This window comes from Nonomuraea jiangxiensis, assembly GCF_900099965.1.
Lineage (GTDB): Bacteria > Actinomycetota > Actinomycetes > Streptosporangiales > Streptosporangiaceae > Nonomuraea > Nonomuraea jiangxiensis.
The window spans coordinates 60,854-82,631 of sequence record NZ_FNDJ01000036.1 but is presented as its reverse complement, the minus strand read 5'-3'; the positions used below and the strand labels follow the sequence as shown (position 1 = coordinate 82,631).

Annotated in this window: 16 protein-coding genes and 1 pseudogene; 8 read left to right on the top strand and 9 right to left on the bottom strand. The window is 71.0% G+C overall.

What is annotated here, in order from left to right:
- Positions 1-14 precede the first annotated feature (14 nt).
- The gene (locus BLS95_RS56395; protein WP_176993771.1) at positions 15-167 is read right to left on the bottom strand and encodes a hypothetical protein; all 153 of its coding nucleotides are present in this window, start codon (positions 165-167) and stop codon (positions 15-17) included.
- The gene (locus tag BLS95_RS47225; protein ID WP_090946161.1) at positions 164-1,753 is read right to left on the bottom strand and encodes an N-acyl-D-amino-acid deacylase family protein; all 1,590 of its coding nucleotides are present in this window, start codon (positions 1,751-1,753) and stop codon (positions 164-166) included. Before BLS95_RS47225 ends, BLS95_RS56395 begins: the two co-directional genes overlap by 4 nt.
- Before the next feature lie 169 nt (positions 1,754-1,922).
- Between BLS95_RS47225 and BLS95_RS47220 the strand changes: the two genes are divergently transcribed.
- Genes BLS95_RS47220 through BLS95_RS47205 form a run of 4 tightly spaced genes read left to right on the top strand, consistent with a single transcriptional unit; the run spans position 1,923 to position 5,989 of the window.
- Positions 1,923-2,624, top strand: coding sequence for a vWA domain-containing protein (locus BLS95_RS47220; protein ID WP_090946160.1), 702 nt, complete (start codon positions 1,923-1,925; stop codon positions 2,622-2,624).
- On the top strand, positions 2,621-3,691 hold the full coding sequence (locus BLS95_RS47215) for a protein phosphatase 2C domain-containing protein (protein ID WP_090946159.1): 1,071 nt from the start codon (positions 2,621-2,623) through the stop codon (positions 3,689-3,691). The genes BLS95_RS47220 and BLS95_RS47215 overlap by 4 nt, the downstream gene beginning before the upstream one ends.
- Before the next feature lie 36 nt (positions 3,692-3,727).
- A complete protein-coding gene (locus BLS95_RS47210) occupies positions 3,728-4,750 on the top strand; it encodes a hypothetical protein (protein WP_090946158.1) in 1,023 nt (340 codons plus the stop codon).
- Positions 4,751-4,804: 54 nt separating this feature from the next.
- Positions 4,805-5,989, top strand: coding sequence for an FHA domain-containing serine/threonine-protein kinase (locus tag BLS95_RS47205; RefSeq protein ID WP_090946157.1), 1,185 nt, complete (start codon positions 4,805-4,807; stop codon positions 5,987-5,989).
- On the opposite strand, the gene BLS95_RS47200 is transcribed toward BLS95_RS47205, so the two are convergent.
- Complete coding sequence (locus tag BLS95_RS47200) at positions 5,979-7,523, bottom strand: hypothetical protein (RefSeq protein ID WP_143044198.1); 1,545 nt, start codon at positions 7,521-7,523, stop codon at positions 5,979-5,981. The genes BLS95_RS47205 and BLS95_RS47200 overlap by 11 nt on opposite strands.
- Before the next feature lie 211 nt (positions 7,524-7,734).
- On the opposite strand from BLS95_RS47200, the gene BLS95_RS47195 reads away from it, so the two are divergent.
- Together BLS95_RS47195 and BLS95_RS47190 are read left to right on the top strand one after the other, a co-directional pair.
- A complete protein-coding gene (locus BLS95_RS47195; RefSeq protein ID WP_090946155.1) occupies positions 7,735-8,679 on the top strand; it encodes an RNA polymerase sigma-70 factor in 945 nt (314 codons plus the stop codon).
- A 94-nt stretch (positions 8,680-8,773) separates the two neighbouring features.
- Positions 8,774-9,970: an NAD(P)/FAD-dependent oxidoreductase gene (locus tag BLS95_RS47190; RefSeq protein ID WP_090946154.1), complete on the top strand. Its 1,197-nt coding sequence runs from the start codon at positions 8,774-8,776 to the stop codon at positions 9,968-9,970.
- Positions 9,971-9,993: 23 nt separating this feature from the next.
- On the opposite strand, the gene BLS95_RS47185 is transcribed toward BLS95_RS47190, so the two are convergent.
- On the bottom strand, positions 9,994-10,575 hold the full coding sequence (locus BLS95_RS47185; RefSeq protein WP_090946153.1) for a DinB family protein: 582 nt from the start codon (positions 10,573-10,575) through the stop codon (positions 9,994-9,996).
- A gap of 165 nt (positions 10,576-10,740) precedes the next feature.
- Here BLS95_RS47185 and BLS95_RS47180 point away from each other — a divergent pair, with 165 nt between their 5' ends.
- On the top strand, positions 10,741-12,579 hold the full coding sequence (locus BLS95_RS47180) for an N-acetylmuramoyl-L-alanine amidase (protein ID WP_090946152.1): 1,839 nt from the start codon (positions 10,741-10,743) through the stop codon (positions 12,577-12,579).
- A gap of 140 nt (positions 12,580-12,719) precedes the next feature.
- Positions 12,720-13,802, top strand: a pseudogene (locus tag BLS95_RS60075) (AfsR/SARP family transcriptional regulator); the annotation flags it as partial.
- Between the two features lie 2,043 nt (positions 13,803-15,845).
- Here BLS95_RS60075 and BLS95_RS47170 read toward each other — a convergent pair.
- From BLS95_RS47170 to BLS95_RS47145, 5 genes are all read right to left on the bottom strand, one after another.
- Positions 15,846-16,682 carry an ABC transporter permease gene (locus tag BLS95_RS47170; RefSeq protein WP_090946151.1) on the bottom strand — a complete coding sequence of 279 codons (837 nt, stop codon included), beginning with the start codon at positions 16,680-16,682 and terminating at the stop codon, positions 15,846-15,848.
- Positions 16,679-17,713 carry an ATP-binding cassette domain-containing protein gene (locus BLS95_RS47165; protein ID WP_090946150.1) on the bottom strand — a complete coding sequence of 345 codons (1,035 nt, stop codon included), beginning with the start codon at positions 17,711-17,713 and terminating at the stop codon, positions 16,679-16,681. The genes BLS95_RS47170 and BLS95_RS47165 overlap by 4 nt, the downstream gene beginning before the upstream one ends.
- 483 nt (positions 17,714-18,196) lie before the next feature.
- On the bottom strand, positions 18,197-18,607 hold the full coding sequence (locus BLS95_RS47155; protein WP_090946148.1) for a type II toxin-antitoxin system VapC family toxin: 411 nt from the start codon (positions 18,605-18,607) through the stop codon (positions 18,197-18,199).
- A complete protein-coding gene (locus tag BLS95_RS47150) occupies positions 18,604-18,924 on the bottom strand; it encodes a type II toxin-antitoxin system Phd/YefM family antitoxin (RefSeq protein ID WP_218136331.1) in 321 nt (106 codons plus the stop codon). Before BLS95_RS47150 ends, BLS95_RS47155 begins: the two co-directional genes overlap by 4 nt.
- A gap of 896 nt (positions 18,925-19,820) precedes the next feature.
- The gene (locus tag BLS95_RS47145; protein ID WP_218136330.1) at positions 19,821-21,278 is read right to left on the bottom strand and encodes an ATP-binding protein; all 1,458 of its coding nucleotides are present in this window, start codon (positions 21,276-21,278) and stop codon (positions 19,821-19,823) included.
- Positions 21,279-21,778: the final 500 nt, after the last annotated feature.

The following is a 21,778-nucleotide window of genomic DNA, read 5'->3' as shown; positions in this document are numbered from 1 at the left end:
CCGTAGCGCCGTCATCACCTGGAGCGTGAAACCTGTGGGCGGGTGGGGTCCCGGCGCCCCACCCGCCCGAGGCCGGGCCCGCCGTCGTCGGTGCCGGTCTTGTTGGCCACCCACACCGTGCCGGGCGGTGCGGTCGTCTCCTTGCTCTGGCGTTCCGTGGTCATCATGGTGTCAGCACCGTTCCCGGCCGGGCGGCCGTCTCCTCGCCCTGCCGTACCACGATCCGGCCTGCCACCACCACGGTGTGCACGCCCTGGGGCGGCAGCAGCGGCTCGGCGAAGGTGGCGCCGTCGCACACCGTGGCCGGGTCGAACACCACCAGGTCGGCGTGCGCCCCGTCCACCACGACCCCGCGCCCGGCCAGCCCGAACCGTTCCGCCGCCAGGCCCGTCATCTTCCGCACCGCCGTCGCCAGGTCGAGCAGCCCGAGGTCCCTCGTGTAGCGGCCGAGTACGCGGGGGAACGTGCCCGCCCAGCGGGGATGGGGGCGCCCGCCCGGCTTCGGCACGCCGTCCGAGCCGATCATCGCGTACGGGGCGGCCAGGACCCGGCGCACGTCGTCCTCCACCATCGAGTGGCTGATGATCATGACCTCGCCGCGCTCGGCCAGCAGCAGGTCGGCGGCCACGTCGAAGGGGTCGCGGCCCTGCGCGGCGGCCAGTTCGGCGACCGTGCGGCCCTCGGTGTGCGGATGGCGGGGGGCGCGGGCGATGGCGATGCGGTCCCAGCCGCCGTTGCCCACAGTGTTCTCCCAGCCCGGCACGCCCTCGGCGATCGCGGCCCGCATCCGGTCGCGTTGCCCGGGGTCGGCCAGCCGCGCGACGAGCCCGGCGGTGCCGCCGTCGGACGCCCAGGGCGGCAGCATCGCGGACAGGTGCGTGCTGGCCGCCGTGTAGGGGTAGACGTCGCAGGTCACGTCGAGGCCCTCGGCGCGCAGCCCGGCCAGCCTGGGCAGGGTTCGCTCGGTGCGGCCCCAGGCGTACTTGCCGGCGGTCTTGTGGTGCGAGACGTGCAGGGCCGCGCCGCTCCGGCGGGCGATCTCCACGGCCTCCTCCAGGGCCTCCTCCACCCGCGACATCTCGTCACGCAGGTGGGTCACGTACGGCTTGCCGTGCCGGGCCGCGACCCTGGCCAGGGCGACCACCTCGTCGGTGTCGGCGTACGTGCCGGGCGTGTAGATCAGCCCGGTGGACAGGCCCGCGGCCCCCTGGGTGAGCGACCGGTCGAGCAGTGAGCACATCGTCGCCAGCTCGGCGGGGGTCGCCGGGCGGTCCACGGGCCCCAGCACCCCGGCGCGCAGGGTGCCGTGCCCCACCAGGGAGGCGAGGTGGTTGGCGCGCGGCACGGCGGCGTGCGCCGCGGCGAACCCGGCGAAGTCCTCCCAGAAGCCGACGTCGCCGCCGAACCCGACGGACGCCTCGGCCCGCCGTTCCGGCACCCGTTCGGGCAGCGCGGGGAACAGCCCGGAGCCGCAGTTGCCGCAGATCTCGGCCGTCACCCCGGCCAGCACCGGGGCCCGCACCAGCTCCCGGTCGCCGCCGAGCAGCGCGATCCCGTCGGAGTGGGTGTGCACGTCGATGAACCCGGGGGCGACGGCCAGCCCGGCCGCGTCCAGGGTCTCGCGGGCCTCCGCGTCCGACCTGGCGGACAGTACGGCCAGCCGCCCCCCGGCCACGCCCACGTCGGCGGTGCGCGGCGGCGCCCCCGTACCGTCGACCAGCAGCCCGCCCCGGACCAGCACATCGAGTTTCACAGCACCTGCCTCGTTCGCGGAATGGTTGTGCCCATGGTGGCAGTGAGAGTGGAGGATCGGCGGCTGGTGAAGTCGGGCGCGGATCCGGTCGTAAGGAGCGAACCGTTTAAGTCACCCTTCTGTTAGCAACCTTGCCAAGACCGGCAAACCCCATCAGGATGAAAAGCCGATGAGGTCGGCTAACGGGCGCCCTCGCGCCTTCCCCTTTTACATCGTGTGCGACGTGTCGCATTCGATGCACACCGCCCGGGAGGATGGACGGCCCACCCCTTTCGAGGTTCTCTCCAACTGCGTGGGTGAGCTGCTCTTCGAGTTGGAGGCGGGTGATCCCGGCGTGAGCGAGGCCGCGCACGTCGCCGTGGTGTCCTTCTCCGACAAGGTCGACGTGGTGCTCCCGCTCACCAGGCCGTGTGACGCGATCAGGGTTCCGGCCCTGAGGCCCGGCAGGCAGACCGATTATCTGACGGTGTTCAGCCAGCTCGTGAAGATCATCGGGAGGGATCGCCGGAAGTTGTCCAGACACTTCGACGTACGGGCGCCGGTGGTCTTCTTCATCACGGACGGCGAGCCGTACGTCGGCGAGCACCATCAGGACGTCGCCATCTGGGGCCCCGCGCGCGACCGGCTGGCGGGCCTGCACCCGGCGCCGTACATCGTGGCGCTCGGGTTCGGGACGGTACGGGAGGAAACCCTGCGGCGGGTGGCCACCACTCTCAGGGGTGAGGTGCTGGCCTTCGCGGGCGAGGTCGCGACGGGGGCGGCCACCGTGCTGCACGGCATCGCGCAGGCCGTCTCCGACAGCATCAGCGCCTCCGTCAACAGGAACACGGCCGTGCTGCGGGGACCCGGCGGGATGCGGCAGCTGAGATGATCAGGGCGGCGCTGGTGGGGTTGCTCCTGGTCATCGGCACCGGCCAGGTGGGAGCGAGGGCTGGTCCGGCGCCGGAACCGACCGTGACGGTGACCGTGACGCCCGCTCCGCGGCAGGGCGCGGCGTCGGGCTGGCCGCTGTGGATCCTGTTCGGCCTCGCCGGTGGCGGCGCCGTACTCCTCGGGCAGTTGCTGCTCCGCCGCAGGACCCGTACCTCGGCCGGCGACAGGACACCGCTCGGTCCGCTGCCGCAGCCGCTGCCCGTCCTGCTGGCGGGCGGGGCGGACTCGCGCGCCCCGGGCGTCGCGCTCGACGGCGGCATGCTCGCGCAGACCACGGTCCGCGCCGTGAGCCTGCGCGGCCGGCGCCATCGATATCGCGGCGAACCCCTGCAGGACGCCTACGCCGTACGGCTGAGCGCGGACGGACGATGGGTCATCGCGGCAGTGGCCGACGGGCTGGGCAGCACGTTGCACGCCGAGCACGCCGCCGCGGTGGCCGTACGTGCCGCCACCCGCCTCTCCCTGACCCCCGACCGCGGCTGGCACGCGGCCTTCGCCACCGTCGCCTGGGAGGTCATGCGCGCCACCGCGGGACTCGGTGGCCAGACCTACGGCCGGCCCGGCTCCGGAGCGCCGGATCCGCCCGCCACGACGCTGACGATCGGGGTGGTCCCCGCGGACGGCAGGCGCGGGATCGCCGCCTGCGCGGCCATCGGGGACTCGCCCGCGCTGTGGCTCCATGACGGGGCGTGGACCGAGATCTTCCCGCCCGAGGGGCCGCGACCGGGCAACGTCACGTCGGCCCTGCCGGAGGACCTCGGCGAGCTGCGGGAACGGCAGATCGATTGGGGGCCGGGTGATGTGCTCGTCCTGTGCAGCGACGGGTTCGGAACGGCCCTGGGGGGCGGCGGCAGCGCGCTCGCCCAGCGGCTCGTCACGTCGTGGAGTTCGCCGCCCGCGCTGCGCAGCTTCCTGTGCGACGTGGACTTCCAGCTGTCGACCTACGACGACGACCGGACCGTGCTGGCGTTGTGGGCGGGCCGTCACGACACGGCCGTCCGGTGACAGGAGTACGGCGGCAGAAGGATGAATCCCCCAGTCGTGGTCGAGGAAGCGGATCTGACGTCCGCCACGGACACCGAGGTCTACCAGCTGCGCCCGGGCGGTCAGGCCCGCAGCCTGGCGCCGTGCGAGGTCGACGGCGTCCCCGGCCGGTTCCTGGTCAAACGGTACGACGAGGAGACGCTGACGGGGCTGGACGAGGACGCCCTGCTCGCCATGGTGCGCTGGCGACGCGAACTCCCCCGGCAGGACCGTGTGACCCTCGACCAGCGCTGCGCGTGGCCGGTCGCGGTGGTCCGGCAGGACCGGGTCACCGGCATCCTGATCAGGCCCGCTCCCGAGCGAATGTTCGTCGAGCTCCGCGCCCGCCTGGTGCCGCGCCACCTGGACGAGCTCACCCGGTCGCCCGAGCGGGCGAACGCCCTTCGCGACCAGTACGGTACGCGCTACTACGAGCCGCCCTACAAGCTGGCCGTGCTCGGCCAGTTGCTCACGACGGTGCAGTGGCTGCACGAGCGGGGCTATGTGGTGGGCGATCTGCAACTGCGCAACGCCGTCTTCACCATCGACCCGGCACCCGCGGTATACCTGCTGGACTGCGACTCCTGCCTGCCGGTCGGGGGCCGTGGCGCCCTGCCGGAGGTCGATCCCGAGCAGTGGAAGCTCCCCCGTGACGGCGGGTTCACCCCGGAGACGGACTACTACAAGTTCGCCTGGGCCGTCGTGCGGTGCCTCCAGGAGAGCGCCGAAGCGTGGGAGCCCGACGAGGCCGCGCTCGCCAGGGTCCTGCCGTCGCGGCATCGCCGGCTGATCGGCCAGTGCCTGGACGGCGCGCCGGAATCGGTGGACACCGCGAGATGGCGGGCGGCGGGGGAGTCCTGGCGGTGGCTCGTCACCCCCGAACACATCTACGTCGAGACCGACTCCAACCTGCGCGAGGCGTGGCGGCGGGGCAGGTCCGCGGTCGGGGACGGCTCGCGCGGCCGGCACGGCGGGATCGTGGTGCTGATCGTCGTCCTGGCGGCGATCGCCGTCGTCGTCGCGGTCACGTGGGGAGCCTGAATGTACGCGGTCACGTGGGGAGCCTGAATGCACGCGGACACGTGGGGAGCCTGAATGTACACCGGCGCGCCACGGCGCATCGGGCCCTACGAGGTGCTCGGCTGCCTGGGGGTCGGCGGCCAGGGCACGGTCTACCTGGCGCGGGGCGAGGCGGGCCGGGTCGCGATCAAGGTGATCCACGCGCAGGGGGCGGCCGACCCGAAGGCCCGCAGGCGGTTCGCGGACGAGGTGGCCATCGCGTCGCGGGTGCCCAGGGCGTACACGGCGATGATCATCGATGCCGACGTCGGCGGTGACCAGCCGTACATCGTGAGCGAATACGTGGAAGGCCCGTCGTTGCAGGAGCTCGTCGACACGCAGGGGCCGCTGTCGGGGGCCGCGCTCGAACGCCTGGCGACCTACACGGCCACCGCCCTGGCGGCGATCCATGGCGCGGGAGTCGTCCACCGGGATCTCAAGCCGGCCAACGTCATCATCGGGCCGGACGGGCCGCGGGTCGTGGACTTCGGCGTCGCCCGGGCCCTGGAGGCGAGCGCCGCGATCACCACGACCGTGGGAACCCCCGGCTATCTCGCGCCGGAGCAGGTCGCCGGGGTCGACGCCGAAGCCGGTCCCCCCGCCGACGTGCACGCCTGGGCGGGCACGCTGTATTTCGCCGCTACCGGCAAGGTGCCGTTCGGGGGCAGCAACGTGGCCGTCATCATCAACCGGGTCCTGACCGAGACGCCCGACGTGGGAGCGATACCGGAGCCGCTGCGTTCACTGGTCGCCGACTGCCTCGCCAAGGATCCGGCGCGGCGGCCCACCACCATGCAGCTGCTCGGCCGCCTCGTGGGGCACCCGTCGGGAACCGTGCAGGCGACGGTGACCCGTACCGGGATCCTGCCGCCCGCCCTCGGGACGCTGAAGGAGATCACCACGCTGGGCAGCGGGCCCGCGGCCGACATCGTGATCGCCGGGGTGGGGATCGCCCCGGCGCACGCCACCGTCCGCAAGGTGAGCGCGGGCTACCGGCTGCATGACCACAGCGGCGGGCTGGGCACCTTCGTCGGCGGCCGTCCTGTTCTCTACACGACCCTGCGACCGGGTGACCGGTTCACGATCGGTACGGCGGTGCTCCGCCTCACCGGGACGGGGGAACTGGAGCGCGTACGCCGCGTGCCGGCCACCCGCTGGTGGCTGCTCCTGCTGCTCGTCGCGGCAGTGGCGTTGACGGTGATCGTCGTGGTCACGGGATAGTCACGGGGGTGGGCGTGGTGACGTTCACCCGTTCCCCGGTCGTGGAGTCGAGGGTGAAGGCGCCGCTGGCGCCGCGGATGACGTTGGTGCCGGTGAACAGGTAGAGCTGCCCGCGCACCGCCGCGGCGGAGGGCAGGGTGAGCTGGGACGGGTCCACGCCGATGGCGGCCTTCTGGACCGCGGTGGCGGCGGCCGTCACCGCGTCGTACGCCAGGATCGCCAGCCCGGTGCCGAGATGCGCCGGAGGGAAGGTCACCCCGTGGTGGGGCGCCACGAACTCGTTACGGAAGTCGCGGTAGAGCTGCCGGTCCGGATTGGCCTCGTTGTCGAGCCGGTTGGGATCGGCGAGCGGCACGAACATCACCTTGATGGGCGCCTCGGGGTCGTGCAGCGACGGGTCGTTCGGATCCTGGTCCTGGGCGTCGTCCCCGGTGACCACGGTGATGGGCGTGGACCGGCACGGCCGGCTCCGCAGCAGCTTGAGGAACGTGGGCATGAACGCCTGGCGGCCCGCGTAGAAGATCATGTCGATCTTGGACCCGCAGATCGTGTCGCTGATGGTCCGCAGGAGCGAGGGGCCGCCGCGCGGGTCGAAGGGGAAGCTGAGCCCGGACCTGTCGACGTACGGCTTGAGCCCGAGGTCCGGATCGAGGAACGCGTCCTTCAGCGAGCGGGCGTAAAGGTCCGTGGTTCCCTGCGGGGTAACGTCGGCCCACATGAGGGCCGCGTTCCCGCCGACCTTGTTCTTCTTGAACTCCTCGGCGATGGCGAGCAACTGGGTCGCGGTGCTGACCGCGGTACGGGTGAGACCAGGAATGGGCCCGCCGTCGTCGATCTCACCGGTGGTGTTGAACCCGGCCGCGCTGATGAAGTCGGCGACCATCGGGATTCCGGGGTCCTTGGCCAGGGCACGGGCGGCGTCGATGCTTTCCTGCTGGCTCGGGCCCATGCCGGTGACCGCGACGATCTGCCCGGGGCTCCCCGTGTCACCCGTCGCGGCGTTCTTCCGAACCGCCTGCACGGTCGTCCGCCACTTCGAGCCGTCGTGACCGGTGTTGGCCAGCAGGAGCCGGAGCTTGGGGAACGTCTCGGAACGGTTGGCGCGGTACTGGCCGATGAACGCCCCTTCGAGCTGGTGGAGGGCACGATCGCCGACCAGTCCGCGTGGGCCCGCGCCCATCGGGGCCATGAGCGCGATCGTGCTGTAGTCCTTGCCCGCGGTGACACCCCGGTTCTCCGCCGCGATGGCCTCCAGGATCGGCCGGTACTGCTCGCCCAGGACCATCGTCCCGTCGGCCGGGTCCATCAGCCCGACGCATTCGTCGTCCACGGCGACGACGTCCGCGCTCCTGGTGTCACAGCCGCCCCACGGCCACCATCCCTGGGTGTAACTCACGAGCACCACAGTGGACACCAGGACGGCGACGACAACGACGATCACCACCAGGCGACGCCGGAAAAGCGTACCCACCTGGTGTGACAGGTTCCAGGCGCGCGCGGCGAGGGACGGAGGTGGTGCCGGTTCGTCATGCATCTGGACTCCAAGCCGTCACTGATCCCATGACCACGCAGGCGCGCATTTCCCGGAATATCGGTCGCACGCTTTCTCAACCCTGGGCCGGCTGCCAGCTGAACTCATCGTCATTAAAACGTGATCAGTGGCAGCCGGACAACAGCCATCGGGAAACGGTTGGGTGGTGCGGGCCGACCGGCGACCGGGACGAGGCGGCAATTAGGATCGGGCCATGCCCTTGACCGCGAACGACGTGGATCGGTTCGTGGCCGCCAGGCCCCGCCTGGAGGCCATCGCCTACCGGCTGCTCGGCTCCGCCGGGGAGGCCGAGGACGTCGTGCAGGAGACGTTCCTGCGCTGGCAGGACGCCGACGTCGACCGGATCGAGGTCCCCGAGGCCTGGCTGACGAAGGTGGTCACCAACCTGTGCCTCAACCAGCTCACCTCCGCGCGGGCGCGTCGCGAGACCTATGTGGGGCAATGGCTTCCCGAGCCGCTGCTCGGCGGGGACCCGCTGCTCGGCCCGGCCGACACCGCCGAGCAGCGCGAGTCGGTCTCCTATGCGGTCCTCGCCCTCATGGAGCGCCTCACCCCCAACGAGCGGGCGGTGTACGTGCTGCGGGAGGCGTTCGGTTACTCGCATCGGGAGATCGCCCAGATCCTCGACCTCACCGAGGCCGCCAGCCAGCAGACCCTCCACCGGGCCAAGAAGCACGTCGCGGACGGCAAGGCCAGGGTCGAGATCGACCAGGCCGCCGCCCGGCGGATCGTCGAGGAGTTCCTGGAGGCCGCCAACAGCGGCCGGACCGAGCCCCTCGTACGGCTGCTCACCGCGGACGCCGTCTCGATCGCCGACGGCGGCGGGAAGGTCCCGGCGCGGGTCAAGGCATTCGAGGGCGCCACGGCGGTCGCGAGGTTCATGCGGGGCCTGTTCAAACCCAGCACGGCCAAGCGCGCCCTGATCGGCGGAGAGGCCGAGATCTACGCCTGGACCGCCAACGGCGACCCCGCCGTCGTGGCCGTCGTGGACGGCAGGGTCATCGGCGTCATGTGCCTGGAGGTCACCGCCGAGGGCATCGCCGCGTTCCGCAACCAGGCCAACCCCGACAAGCTCGAACGCGCGACCGCGCTCTGGGCGACCGTCGACCACGGGGAGCCGCTGATCACCGCCTTCTGAGCGGCTGTGTGAGGAGCTTCACATCGTGTTCCTGTCAGGAAGCGGCGGGTCACCCGGTTCAAGGGGCGAACCCGCGCGAGACAGGAGCAGGGGAATGCAGCACCGCATCATCGTCCTCGGAGCCGGATACACCGGAGCGATCGTCGCCGGCCGCCTCGCCAGGCGGCTGCACCGGGAGGACGTCGCCATCACCGTCGTCAACGCCGAGCCCGACTTCGTCGAACGCGTACGCATGCACCAGCTGGCGACCGGCCAGGACCTCAGGCCCCGGCCGTTCCACGAGATGTTCGCGGGCACCGGCGTCGAACTGCGGCTCGCGACGGTCACCGGCGTGGACGTCGACCACAAGACCGTCACCGTCCTCGACGCGAACGGCGCCGAGGAGCTCGCCTACGACACGCTCGTCTACGCCCTCGGCAGCGGCTGGAACGCCCAAGGCGTCCCTGGCACCGCCGAGCACGCCTACGAGATCGCCGGCCGCGCCGGAGCGCTCCGGCTGCGCGAGCGCCTGGCCGGCCTCGACGCCGGGCAGAGCGTGGTCGTCGTCGGCGGCGGCCTGACCGGCGTGGAGGCCGCGACCGAGATCGCCGAGGCCCGCCCGGACCTCGACGTCGCCCTCGCCGCCGGCGGCGGCCTCGGCGACGGGCTCTCCCCCAAGGGCCGCGCCCACCTGCGGAAGGTCTTCGGCCGGCTCGGGATCACCGTGTACGAGCACGCCGCCGTGACCGGCGTCGAGGCCGACCGCGTCGTCACCGCTGACGGCAGGGCCATCCCGGCCGCGGTCACCGTGTGGACCACCGGCTTCGCGGTCCACCCGATCGCGAAGGCGACCGCCCTGAAGGTCACCGGCACCGGCCAGATCGTGGTCGACGGGACCATGCGCTCGGTCTCCCACCCCGACGTGTACGCCGTCGGCGACTCCGCCATGGCGATGGGCCCCGGGAACAAGCCGCTGCGGATGTCGTGCGCCTCGGGAACTCCGGCCGCGTGGCAGGCCGCCGACTCGATCGCGGCGCGCCTGACCGGCGGGAAGCTCCCGAACGCGCCGGTCCGCTACTTCAACCAGTGCATCTCACTCGGCCGCAGGGAGGGCCTGATCCAGTACGTCACCGCCGACGACCGCGCCGTGCCGGCGGTCCTGACCGGCCGGCTCGCCGCCGTCTACAAGGAGCTGATCTGCAAGGGCGCCGCCTGGGGAGTCGCCAACCCGACGCTCGGGCTGCCGATCAGGCGCCGCCGCGTCACGCGGCAACGGGCGGTGGCAGGCTCGGCCGTGAGGGAGTCGGCGTAACGGCCTCGGCATGCCATCGATCGTCACTGGCCGATGCGTCCGTCGATGCGTTCGCGGAGCAGGTCGGCGTGGCCCATGTGGCGGGCGTACTCCTCGATGATTCCGACCAGTGCCTCGCGCAGGGACATCGCCCCGCCGCCGCTGCCGTGCAGGTTCAGCGGGTCGTTGGCGGTGATGTCGAGGCTGGGCGCCTCGGCGACGAACCGGGTGGCGAAGTCCACCTCCGCCCGCCAGGCGTCCCACGCCTCCGCGACCACCTCGGGGTCGGGAACGGCGCCGTCGAAATCGCCGTCACGATCGGTGTCGGAGCAGAACAGCCGGGGCACGTCCGCGCCCGCCATCAGCACCCGGAACGTCGCCCGCTCCATCTCGGCCAGGTGCCGCACCAGCCCCAGGAGCGACATCGTCGACGGCTCGACGGCACGCCGGGCCATGGCGTCCGCGTCAAGATCCGCGCATTTCAGCTCCAGCGTGAGGCGCTGGCAGCGCAGGGACTCGACCAGTGTGGTGCGCTCGTCGCCCAGCCTCGGCCCGTGCTCACGCGGGTCGTCGTCGGAGGGCTTGCCGTCCGCGGTGAACATGTCGGCTCTTCGGGTGGTGGCCATGGCCGCCATCATCAGGGAGACGGGTGGCGACCGACAACGGATTATCGCCACACCGTCCGCTGCGGAACGACCCTGTCGCATTACCCACAAGAAAGCGGAAAGTCGGGTCATGTCGCCCTCCGGTTGACCTGCGTCCCTGCGACCGTGCATGCGGAGGTGGTTTCCATGACCACGATGCCGAAGGCGTTCGCGCAGGCCGCGAAGAAGCACCGCGTGCCGGAGCGCGTCCTGCTCGCCGTGTCCTACCTGGAGTCGCGCTGGGACTGCAACGGCGGCGGGCCCAGTACGGCCGCGGGGTTCGGCCCCATGCACCTCACCGACGGTCCCGCGCCGGCCAGGTCGCACCATCACCTGGACGGGGACGAGGACCCGCGCGGTGACGACTCCCGTCCACCGTTGCGTCCCGCCGGACGGGCGAAGCGGCCGAGCCGCCCGCCCGCGTCCCCGCACACCCTGGAACGCGCCGCCGAGCTGACCGGGACGAGCCGCGAGCGCCTGCGTACGGACCCGGCGGCCAACATCGACGGCGGCGCGGCGCTGCTCGCCGACTACCAGCAGGCCCTGGGCGCCCCGATGAGCGACGACCCCGCCGACTGGTACGGCGCGGTGGCCCGTTACGCGGGCGCCTCGACCGAGGAGGAAGCGGCGGCCTTCGCCGACGAGGTGTACGCGGTCATCCGCGAGGGCGCCACCCGGGTGCCCGACACCGGTGCCGAGGTGAGGCTGGCCCCCTCTCCCGACGTGCGCCCGTCCCGCACCTGGCTGAGCAGGCTGGACCTGCCCCGCCTGGCCCGCGCCGACGGCGTGGACGCCCCCGAATCGCTCCCCTGCGAGTGGATCCCGGCGCCGTACCAGGAGCTGGGCGACGGCAAGTACGGCAACCACGACCTCGCCGACCGCCCCGGCAGCCAGGCGATCCAGTACATCGTCATCCACGACACCGAGACCCCCTACGACGAGACGATCGGCCTCGTGCAGAACCCGAAGCGCCTCGGCTGGCACTACACGCTGCGCTCGCACGACGGCCACCTCGCCCAGCACGTGCGCACCAAGGACGTGGGCTGGCACGCCGGCAACTGGTACGTCAACGCCAAGTCCATCGGCCTGGAACACGAGGGCTTCCTGGCCACCGGCGGCACCTGGTACACCGAGGCGATGTACCGCACGTCCGCCAAGCTCGTGCGTCACCTGGCCGACAAGTACGGCATCCCGCTGGACCGCGCCCACATCCTCGGCCACGACAACGTGCCCGGCCTGCTGCCGGAGAAGGTGGCGACGATGCACGAGGACCCGGGCCCGTACTGGGACTGGGCGCACTTCTTCGACCTCATGGGCGCCCCGTTCGGCCCCGACGGCGACGCCACCACGGCCACGGTCATGATCCTGCCCGACTACGACCGCAACCGCCCGGTCTACACCGGCTGCGACGACCAGAACCCCGACGCCGCCTGCCCCCCGCACGGCTCGGCCTCGATCTGGCTGCGCACCGAACCGCGGGCGGACGCGCCCCTGGTGAAGGACATCGGCAAGCACCCGACGGGGGAGTCGACCACCAGCGTGTACGACCACGCCGCCCGTGCCGTCACCGGCCAGCGCTACGTCGTCGCCGAGCGGCGGGACGACTGGACGGCCATCTGGTATCTGGGCCAGAAGGCGTGGTTCCACAACCCGGCGGCCGATCCCGTGGCCGTCCCCAGCCGTGTCCTGATCGCCACGCCCCGGCCCGGCCTGGTATCGATCCCCGTGTACGGCCGCGCGTATCCGGAGCCCGAGGCGTACCCGCCCGACGTGCCGGCGCTGCCGCTCGTCCCGCTGCAGTACACGTTTCCTGCCGGGCAGTCGTACACGGTCGGCCTGACCACGACCGGCGAGTACTACTCGGCGACGACCTTCGACGCCACCCGGCACCGCGTGGTCCGCGGAACCCAGGAGTACCACCAGATCCAGTTCGGCCACCGCGTCATGTTCGTCAAGAGCGATGACGTCGTGGTGACCCACGCCTGAGGGTCTGGGGGTGAACACCCGATCGGAGTCGTCCGTAAGCTGAAGGAGTGTCACCAGCACTCGTCCTGCTCGACGGCGTCCGCTGGCAGGGTGCGCGCGTGGTCGGCGACCGCGCGCAGACCCTGCTGGCCGTGCTCGCCATGCACGGGCGTGCCGGGGTCGCCGACGAACGCCTGGTCGAGGAGCTGTGGCCCGACGAGGCGCCGGCCAACCCGACCAAGGCGCTGCAGGTGGTCGTCTCGCGGACCAGGGCGGCGACCGGCGCCGACGTCGTGGTGCGGATCCCGCGTGGCTACCGGCTCGGGCTGTCCCCGGGCGAGGTGGACGCGCTGCTGCTCGGCTCACTGGTGGAGCAGGCACGGGCCGCACTGGGCGAGGGCGACACGGCGCTCGCGCGCAGCCGCGCCGAAGAGGCCATGGGCCTCGTGGGCGGCGGCCCGGAAGCCGCCAGGGGTCTCGTGGGCGGCGGCTCGGAAGGGGCCATGGGTTTCGTGGGCGGTGGCTTGGCCGGGGCGACGGGAGCGCTCGGCGAGCTGAGGGGCCGCGCGGCGGGGTGGGTGGCCGAGGCGCGACGGGTGGTGGCGCTCGCGCAGAGCCGCAGCGGCGCCCACGAGGCCGCGCTGCCGCTGCTGGAGGAGGTCGCGGCCGACCGCCCGCACGACGAGGAGCTGCTCGCCTGCCTGCTGCGCAGCGAGGCCGCCGGACGCGGGGTCGCCGCCGCCCTGGAGCGCTACGAGCGCTACCGCGCGGGCCTGGTCGCGCGGCTCGGCACCGAACCGGGGCCCGAGCTCGCCCGCCTCCACGCCGAGCTCCTCGCCGCCGACCGGCCGGTGCGCAAGGGCATCCTGTACGACGGTTCCTCGCTGCTCGGCCGAGACGACGACATCCGCGCGCTGCAAGCCCTGTTACCGGCCAACCGGGTGGTCTCCATCGTCGGCCCAGGTGGGCTGGGCAAGACGCGGCTGGCTCATGTCGTCGGCCGGAACGCCGCGCAGCCCATCGCCCACTTCGTCGAGCTCGTCGGCGTCTCCTCGCCGGAGGGCGTGGTGGGCGAGGTGGGTTCGGCGCTCGGGGTTCGCGACTCGGTCAGCGGGCGCCGTACTCTGACCGCCCAGCAGCGCTCCGACGTTCGCGCCCGGATCGCCCAGCAGCTCGACCAGGCCCCGGCGTTGCTGATCCTGGACAACTGCGAGCACGTGATCGAGGCCGTCGCCGACCTGGTGGCGTTCCTGACCGTGACGACCCGCGACCTGCGGGTGCTCACCACCTCGCGCGCCCCCTTGTCGATCCCCGCCGAACGCGTCTACCTGCTCGGCGAGCTGCCCACGGGCGACGCGGTGGAGCTGTTCCGCCAGCGCGCCACGGCCGCCCGCCCGTACGTGCGGATCGACGAGGACGTGGTCAAGGAGGTCGTCGCCCGCCTCGACGGGCTGCCGCTCGCGATCGAGCTGGCCGCGGCCAAGGTGCGCGTGATGTCGGTGGAGGAGATCGCGCGCCGCCTGGCGGACCGGTTCGCCCTGCTGCGCGGCGGTAACCGGACGGCCCCCGACCGGCACCAGACGCTGCTCGCGGTCATCGACTGGTCGTGGAATCTGCTCGACGAGCCCGAGCGACGGGCGTTGCGGTGGTTGTCGCTGTTCGGTGACGGGTTCACGCTGGCCGCCGCCGAGCACGTACTCGGCCCGGACGCCCTGTACGTCATGAACGCGCTGACCGAGCAGTCGATGCTGAGCGTCCGCGAGACGGCGTACGGGCTGCGTTACCGGATGCTGGAGACCGTCAGGGAGTTCGGGCGGATGCGGCTGCGGGAGGCCGGTGAGGAGGCGCCCGCCCTGGCGGCGCAGCGGGCCTGGGCGACGGCCTACGCGCAGGAACACGCCGACGGGATTTTCAGCCCGGCGCAGTTCGCGGCGGTGGACGCGTTGCGTGCCGAGGAGGGCAACCTCGCTGATCTGTTCCGGCAGGCCATCTGCGAGTCCGATCCCGCCACCACGGTGCAGTTGCTGGCCGGCGTCGGCGCGTTGTGGTCGATCCGCGGCGACCATTTCCGGTTCCTCGTGCACTGGGACGGGATCATCCAGGTGCTCGACGGCTGGGTGCCGCCGCCCGAGCTCGTCGAGGCGACCAGGACCGCCGCCCTGGTCACACTCATGAACGTCGTCATCGTGACCGATGGCCGCGGCGAACCGCTGCGCGAACTGCTCCGCGCGCTGCCCACCAGCGACGCGACGGATCCCCGGGTGGCGGCGGCGGCCACGGTGCTGGTCGCGTGCGACGTGGCCGACGGCGCGGAGCTCTTCCGCCGGCTGGCGGAGCTGAGCCGGAGCCCCGACCACCAGGTGGCCCTGGCGGCGACGCAGACGAGCGTCCACGTCCTGGAGAACGCGGGGGACCTGACCGGGGCGATCGAGGCCGCCGAGCGGGCCCTGACGATGCTCGGAGGGGACGAGGGGCCGTGGTTCACCGCGGTCATGCACGCCGTGCTGGCCCACCTGGTCATGCAGCTCGGCGACCGCCGGCGGGCGGTCCGGCACGCGCGGACCGCCTTCCCGGTGATGAGCCGGCTCGGCGCCACCGACGACGAGACCCGGCTCCGCGTGGTGCTGCTGGCCTCGTCGCTCGCCGACGGCGACCTCGAAGCCGCGGAGGCCGAGCTCGCCGAGATCACCAGGATCAACGACGAGGGTACGGTGGCCGGCGGGGTGGCGATGGTCTCGCTGTGCGCCGCCGAACTCGCTCTCGCCCGCGGCGAGACGGCCGCCGCGCTCGCGGACTACCGCCTGGCCGTCCAGTTGTCGCGCGACCTGCGCCTGCCCGGGGTGCCGCGTTCGGAGTTCACGCCGTGGATGGTCGTCGCGGAGTCGGCCACCTTGGCGGCGTACGCGTATCACGCGCCGCCGGAAGACGTCCGGTACGGCGAGGAGCTGTTCTCCACCGTTCTGGGCTACGACCTGCTGGGCCTGCGCAACCCCGTCCTCGACTACCCGCTGTGCGGCTCGATGCTCTTCGCCGTCGGTGCCTGGGGACTGCTGCGGCGGGCCATGGCCCCGCGTGACGCGATCGGGTTGCTGGTGCTGGCCGAGCGGTTCGCGTACCACAGCAGCATGCCCAGCTTGACCTTCGAGCGGATCGAACCGTACGCGGAGCGGGCCGCGCCCGGGATCATCGCCGCCGTACGGGCCGAGTACGGCGACCGGCGCGGCGCCGACCTGCTCGACGAGGCGCGCAACCTCCTCAAGCAGGTCTCGGGACGTGACGGGCGGAGCTCACATGTGCCGCTTGTAACTGCGTACCGACAGCGGAGCGAAGATCACGATGACGACGACGCACGCCAGGAGCGTCCAGGCCACCTCGCTGCTGACGAGGGCGCTGTTGGCGAGGTCGCGGGCGGCCGTGACCAGGTGTGAAACCGGGTTGATCCGGACGAACGCCGCCAGCCAGTCGGGCAGGGTGTCGACCGGGACGAACGCGTTCGACAGGAACGTCAGCGGGAACAGGATCATCATGGAGATGCCCTGCACGGCCTGGGCGCTCCGGGCGATCGTACCGATCCAGGTGAAGATCCACGCCAGCGACCAGCCGGTGAAGATCGCCAGCAGGATCGCGGCGAGCACGCCGCCCGCTCCGCCGCCCGGGCGGTAGCCCATCACCAGTCCCATGCCGAAGGTCAGCGTGGCCGCGATCGTGTAGCGCAGCAGGTCGGCCACCATCGGGCCGGCGAGCGGGGCGATCCGGGCGATCGGCAGCGACTTGAACCGGTCGAAGACGCCCTTCTCCATGTCCTCGCGCAGTTGCGTGCCCGTGACCATGCACGTCGTCAGCACGGTCTGGGCCAGAATGCCGGGGATCATCAGGGGCAGGTAGCTCTCCACGTCGCCGGCGATGGCGCCGCCGAAGATGTAGGCGAACATCGCGGTGAACAGGATGGGCTGCAGCGCCACGTCGAAGAACTGCTCGGGGTTGCGGCGCATCTTCTTGACCGCCCGCCACGCCATCGTCAGGGTCTGGGCGATCGTCTCTCCTATGGAGACGCGCCGCCGGGCGGCCGTCACGCGGTCGGCGGCCCGGACCGCCTCGCGGCCGGGTGCGATCGTGGTGCTCATCGGCTCTCCTCCGTACCGTTACCGCCGTCCTTGCCGGACGCGTCCGTCTCGTGGCCGGTCAGGGCGAGGAAGACCTCGTCCAGGCTGGGCTTGGCCACGCTCACCGAGGAGATCGACACCCCGGCGGTGCGCAGCGCGATCAGTACGTCCGCGGCCAGGTCGGCCTGGTCGAGGGGGACGTTGAGGCGGCCTTGCTCCGGACTGAGGACCGGCTCGGAGCCGAGGACGCGCCGTACGACCTCCGCGGCGACCGGCACCTCGTCCGGCTCGGCCAGCAGCAGTTGGAGGGTGGAGTTGCCGACCGCGGTCTTCAACTCGTCCGGGGTGCCCTCGGCGACCTTGCGGCCGTGGTCGATGACGGCGACCCGATCGGCCAGCTGGTCGGCCTCGTCCAGGTACTGGGTGGTCAGCAGCAGCGTGCAGCCGTCGGCGACCAGGCCGCGGATGGTGTCCCACATCTGGCCGCGCGTACGCGGATCGAGACCGGTGGTCGGCTCGTCCAGGAAGATCAGCGGCGGCCTGGTGATCAGGCTGGCCGCCAGGTCGAGGCGCCGGCGCATGCCGCCGGAGAACTGCGCGATCGGTTTGTCGGCGGCCTCCTCCAGCCCGAACTGGCCCAGCAGCTCGGTGGCGATCCGCCTGGCCCGCGGCGCGGCGATGCCCTGCAGGCGGCTGAAGAGCCAGAGGTTCTCGCGGGCGGTCAGGTGCTCGTCGACCGACGCGTACTGTCCGGTGACACCGACCAACTGGCGGATCACGTGCGGGTTGCCGGCCACGTCGACCCCGAAGATCTCGGCCCGCCCCGCGTCGATCTTCAACAGGGTGGCCAGCATGCGTAGTGTGGTGGTCTTGCCGGCGCCGTTCGGGCCGAGGACGCCGAAGATCTCCCCAGGGCGCACCTCCAGGTCGATCCCGTCGACGGCCCGATGCTCGCCGAACGCCTTGACCAGCCCTTGCGCCCGTACGGCCGGCTCGATGCCCCCGTCCAGGACCGAGCTCCCCCCGGTACGTCCAAGCTCAGTAATGCTCATGCCCCCACTGTCGACGCCCCGGGTTTCACCCCACCCTCGCCCCGGTTTCACCGAACGGCCCGTGCCTTCAGCCCGCACAAATGCCTTCCCACCCAGCGCTTCGCGCATAAGAGCTCAGCCGCCCCTTCCTTGGGCGTGCCTCCGGCCCGCGAAAAGGCCTTCCCACCCAGCGCTTCGCGCATAAGAGCTCAGCCGCTCACATTGAGGCGCCTCCAGCGCACCCCCGCGCCTCCGGCGCCATCCCTGCCCACCCGTTGCCCGATTACCGGGCTGACCGTGAAATCCCACCCGCACCCCCGCCAGTCCACCGATATAGCGTGACCGACAGGACAACGGACGAAACGGTGGGCCAGGACTCGGACGCCTGCTTCAAACAGCACGCCATGCTCATCCCAGTGGCGAACATCGGCGATGGGCAGCCGATACCACCGATGTGGCTGGTGCCGGTGTGCTCACCAGTGCCGCACTACCTGGCGAGCCAATTCAGTGAGGGCGGGTGACTGGAACTACGGTGACCAGGTGGTCGAGACCCTTGAAATCCTTGGGATTGCAGGTGTAGAGGGGTAGCCGGTTCGCGACTGCCACACAGGCGATCATCAGGTCTGCCGTACGAGGGCGTGGTTTGCGCCCTGAGGCGACGACGGCCGTCCACAACTGGCCGTATTCGCGAGCTGCGGTGTCGTCAAAGGGGAGTGGGTCGAATTCGGCTTCGGTGGTCTGCAGAATTTTCATGCGCTGGGCGAGCTCTTGCGGGCTGCTCGCCACCAGGGCGCCGACTGAGAGCTCCGCGGTGGTGATGGCGCTGATCATCATTTCATCGGGGAGCTCGTCAGGATCGATGCCGGCGCGCAGGATGAGGATGTTGGTGTCGAGCAATCCTTGGGCATGGGTCATTCCTCGGCTCCAGCCGAATCGTCCCTGCCGAATGCGCGGTCGTAAGGGTCGTAAAGCTCGTCGTTGACATGGCGGTCCATGTCTTCCCGATATTTACGGTCGTCCAGCCTTGGCAGGCCGCGGGACACGGCGGCGAATTCGGCGCGCGTGACAGCCCGGCGTCGGCGGCGGAGGGGGACGAGGTCACCGATGTGGTGGCCGTTCCGGGTGACGGCGTAGCGCTCCCCACGTTCCAAGCCGTCCATGATCTCCGCGGACCGGTTGCGGAGGTCGCGTTGAGAGACCTCATGGGAACGGTCTGGCTCAGCAATGCTCACATCTCAAGTCTACAGCCATGTGCCACAAGGTGCCACTGCGTAGCACCATGAGGCGCCCGACCTCCGCACCCAACTGTTGCCCGATTACCGGGCTGACCGTGTGACTTCACCCGTAGGCCACGTCGGTTCACCGACATGGAGTGACCAATCACCGGGCGAAAAGGCGGCGCCCAAGCGCCGAATGCTCGCTTCCTGTAGCTCTTCTGGCGCTCATAGCTATCTCACCTGTATACGGCCATCCCCGTTCAACGAAGAGCGCTCATGCCCGAGACCCGATTCAACCTTCCCCCTGGCTGGCCCGTTCCACCTCGTGGATGGAAGCCTCCCAAGGGATGGCAACCGGATACCTCGTGGCCACCGGCCCCGCCCGGCTGGCAGTTCTGGATCTCCGAGGAAACAGCGGCCGCACCAACGCCGGTCATACCGCAGTTCCAGGACCGTGGCGGCGGCACGGGAGGCCTCACCAACTGCAACGCCGCCGTTCCCTCAGACGGCCTCGCCTCCCAGGGCCTTCCGCGTTCCACCTGGCTGAGCCGGCTCTCCGAGCGGCCGATGAGACCGGCGGCGGTCTGCTGCGACAGGTCGAGGCGCGTGGAGAAGCCGTTCGTCAGCGTTTCTCCGACGCCGTGTCTTGCCACGTTGGTGCTTCGACACCATTCCAACGCAGGCACTACGCGCGAACCCGAGCGGATGAAGCTGCGCGCCCTTGAACATGACCTCGCCGAGGCCGGTGACCCGGGCGTGGAGACCCGCGGTGTCCGCAAACGGATCCCAGCGCTCCCGGCACACAGCGGTGCCAGCCGGATCAGCGACGGACCCATGGCACGACATAGTTGCTACGAGCCGAACCGTCACGGATGCGTGCGACCGCGTACGAGCTGTGCGTGACGGGAATTTCAGGAATAGAGGCGTTCTGGGTTGACCAGCATGAGGTCGTCGCCTTCCGCCGCGAGCAGGTCCGGAGTGAATCCCGCGGCGCTGTAGCAGGCCAGCCTGGTCGATCGTGTGTCGTAGCCCCGGTCGGCGAGCAGGTCACGAACGCGGCGGAGCCGTTCGACGTGCCCCTCGCACATGGTGTCTCCCCATTTGACCTCGCCCAGGGAGAGCACTTTGCGAGGCCCGCCGTCCGGCTCTCCCAGGACCACCACGTCCACCTCGTGGCTGGTCCGGCGTTCGGGGTCGTTGACGACTCCGTGACCGATCTCCGCGGGGATGCCCCCGAACGCCTCCGCACCCGCGAAGTCCGCGGCCCAGGTGCGGCAGATCTCTTCGAAGTGCGGCCCCACCACTCCGCTCAGGAACCGATCGCGGCTGCGCTGCCACACCTGGTCGGCTCGCCGGCGCTCAAGCTCTCGCCATGCCGGGCGCATCACCGCATGGTAGAAGCTGATCAATGGCTCTGTGATCCGGTAGAGCGGGCGGGCCGCACGCAACATGTCCGGGGACTTGGCCAGCAGACCGGCGTCCTCCAGCACAGCGAGTGGGTGGCTGATCTCCGTGGCCTTGCGGCCGATGTAATTGGCGATGCCGCCGCGCGAGGCGTTCCCCTCGGCCACTGCCGCCAGGACCGAGTGGTAGAGAGCCGCGTCGCGCAGGTCCGGCTCTTCCGCGAGGAGATAGCGTGCCTCGCGGAAGAGCGGGCGGGCCGGATTCAGCACCGCGCGCTTGATCCAGTCGTCGAAATCATCCAAGGACTGCGGCGTGTCATCGCGAACGTATTCACGGCGGTAGGCGGGTGTCCCACCCACCACGGAGTGTGTCAGGAGGGCGAGCCGCGGGTTGCTGATCTGCCAGAACTCGGCGGCGAGCCGATAGTCCAGCGTGGGCACGACCAGCTCCAGACCCGCCCTGCCGCGCAGCGGAGCGTTCCCGGCCAGCAGGCCGCCCATGAAGGTGAGGGCGGAACCGCAAAGGATCAGCCGGATCGGCGATCCTTTCCTGCGTCGCCGGAGGTCCAAGGCGGCCTGGAGGACGGATGGCAGCTCGGGGGAGACCTTGACCAGGTAGGGGAATTCGTCGATCACCACGGGAAGGGGCGACGGCGTCTCCAGGTCGAGGATCGCCTCGATGACCGCACGCCAGGAGGTGAAGTGCAGCGGGGCGGGGCTGCCGAGCCGGGTGGCCAGTTGCTCACCGATGAGGTGGAAGTGCTCCGCCGGGAGCGCCTCGGTGCCTTCGATGTAGATGCCCCCGGCGGAGTCACAGATGGAGCCCAGTAGGAGGGTCTTGCCTTGGCGTCGCCTTCCCGACACCACACCGAGAGTCGGATGAGGAGACTCGTCGCTGATGAAGTCGACCAGTTCGGCCCACTCCGCCTCGCGGTCGAAGATCTCGGGCGGCTTGGCGATCGTCACATGCACAATATAGAAGTGAACTTATTATAAGTCTACTTCTACATCCTGTGCTCAGGCCTTGAGTCGCTGGGTCTGCTGCGCACCCAGGTCCACGGCGGCCTTGCATGGTCGCACCGCGCCGGCGCCGCGGCCCGGCAGGGAAGGAAGGTGGCGGGCGGCCACCTTGCCGCTGAGCCTGTCCGTCTGTCCCGTTGCGGTCCTCGTCAGGGTTGTCGCCGATCTTGCCATGCCAACTAGCATGTCCGTGCAGCTCAGGGGGACAATACGGGGCTCGACGAAGAGTGGCTGAGATCGTAGCGAACCTCCGCGTGCTCGGCGGAGACGTTTCCGACGTGGAAGTGAAAAGGTCCCAGCGGGAGCGCCGCCTCCCCCGAAGGGCATCAGCACCCACGCGGACCGATCGACGTCCCCAACTGCTGGACGCGCTTGGCGCCGGCCGGCGATTGTGACGCGGCGCTGTCGGTACCGCTTCTTGGTTGTCCGGGAGGGGGACGCGAACA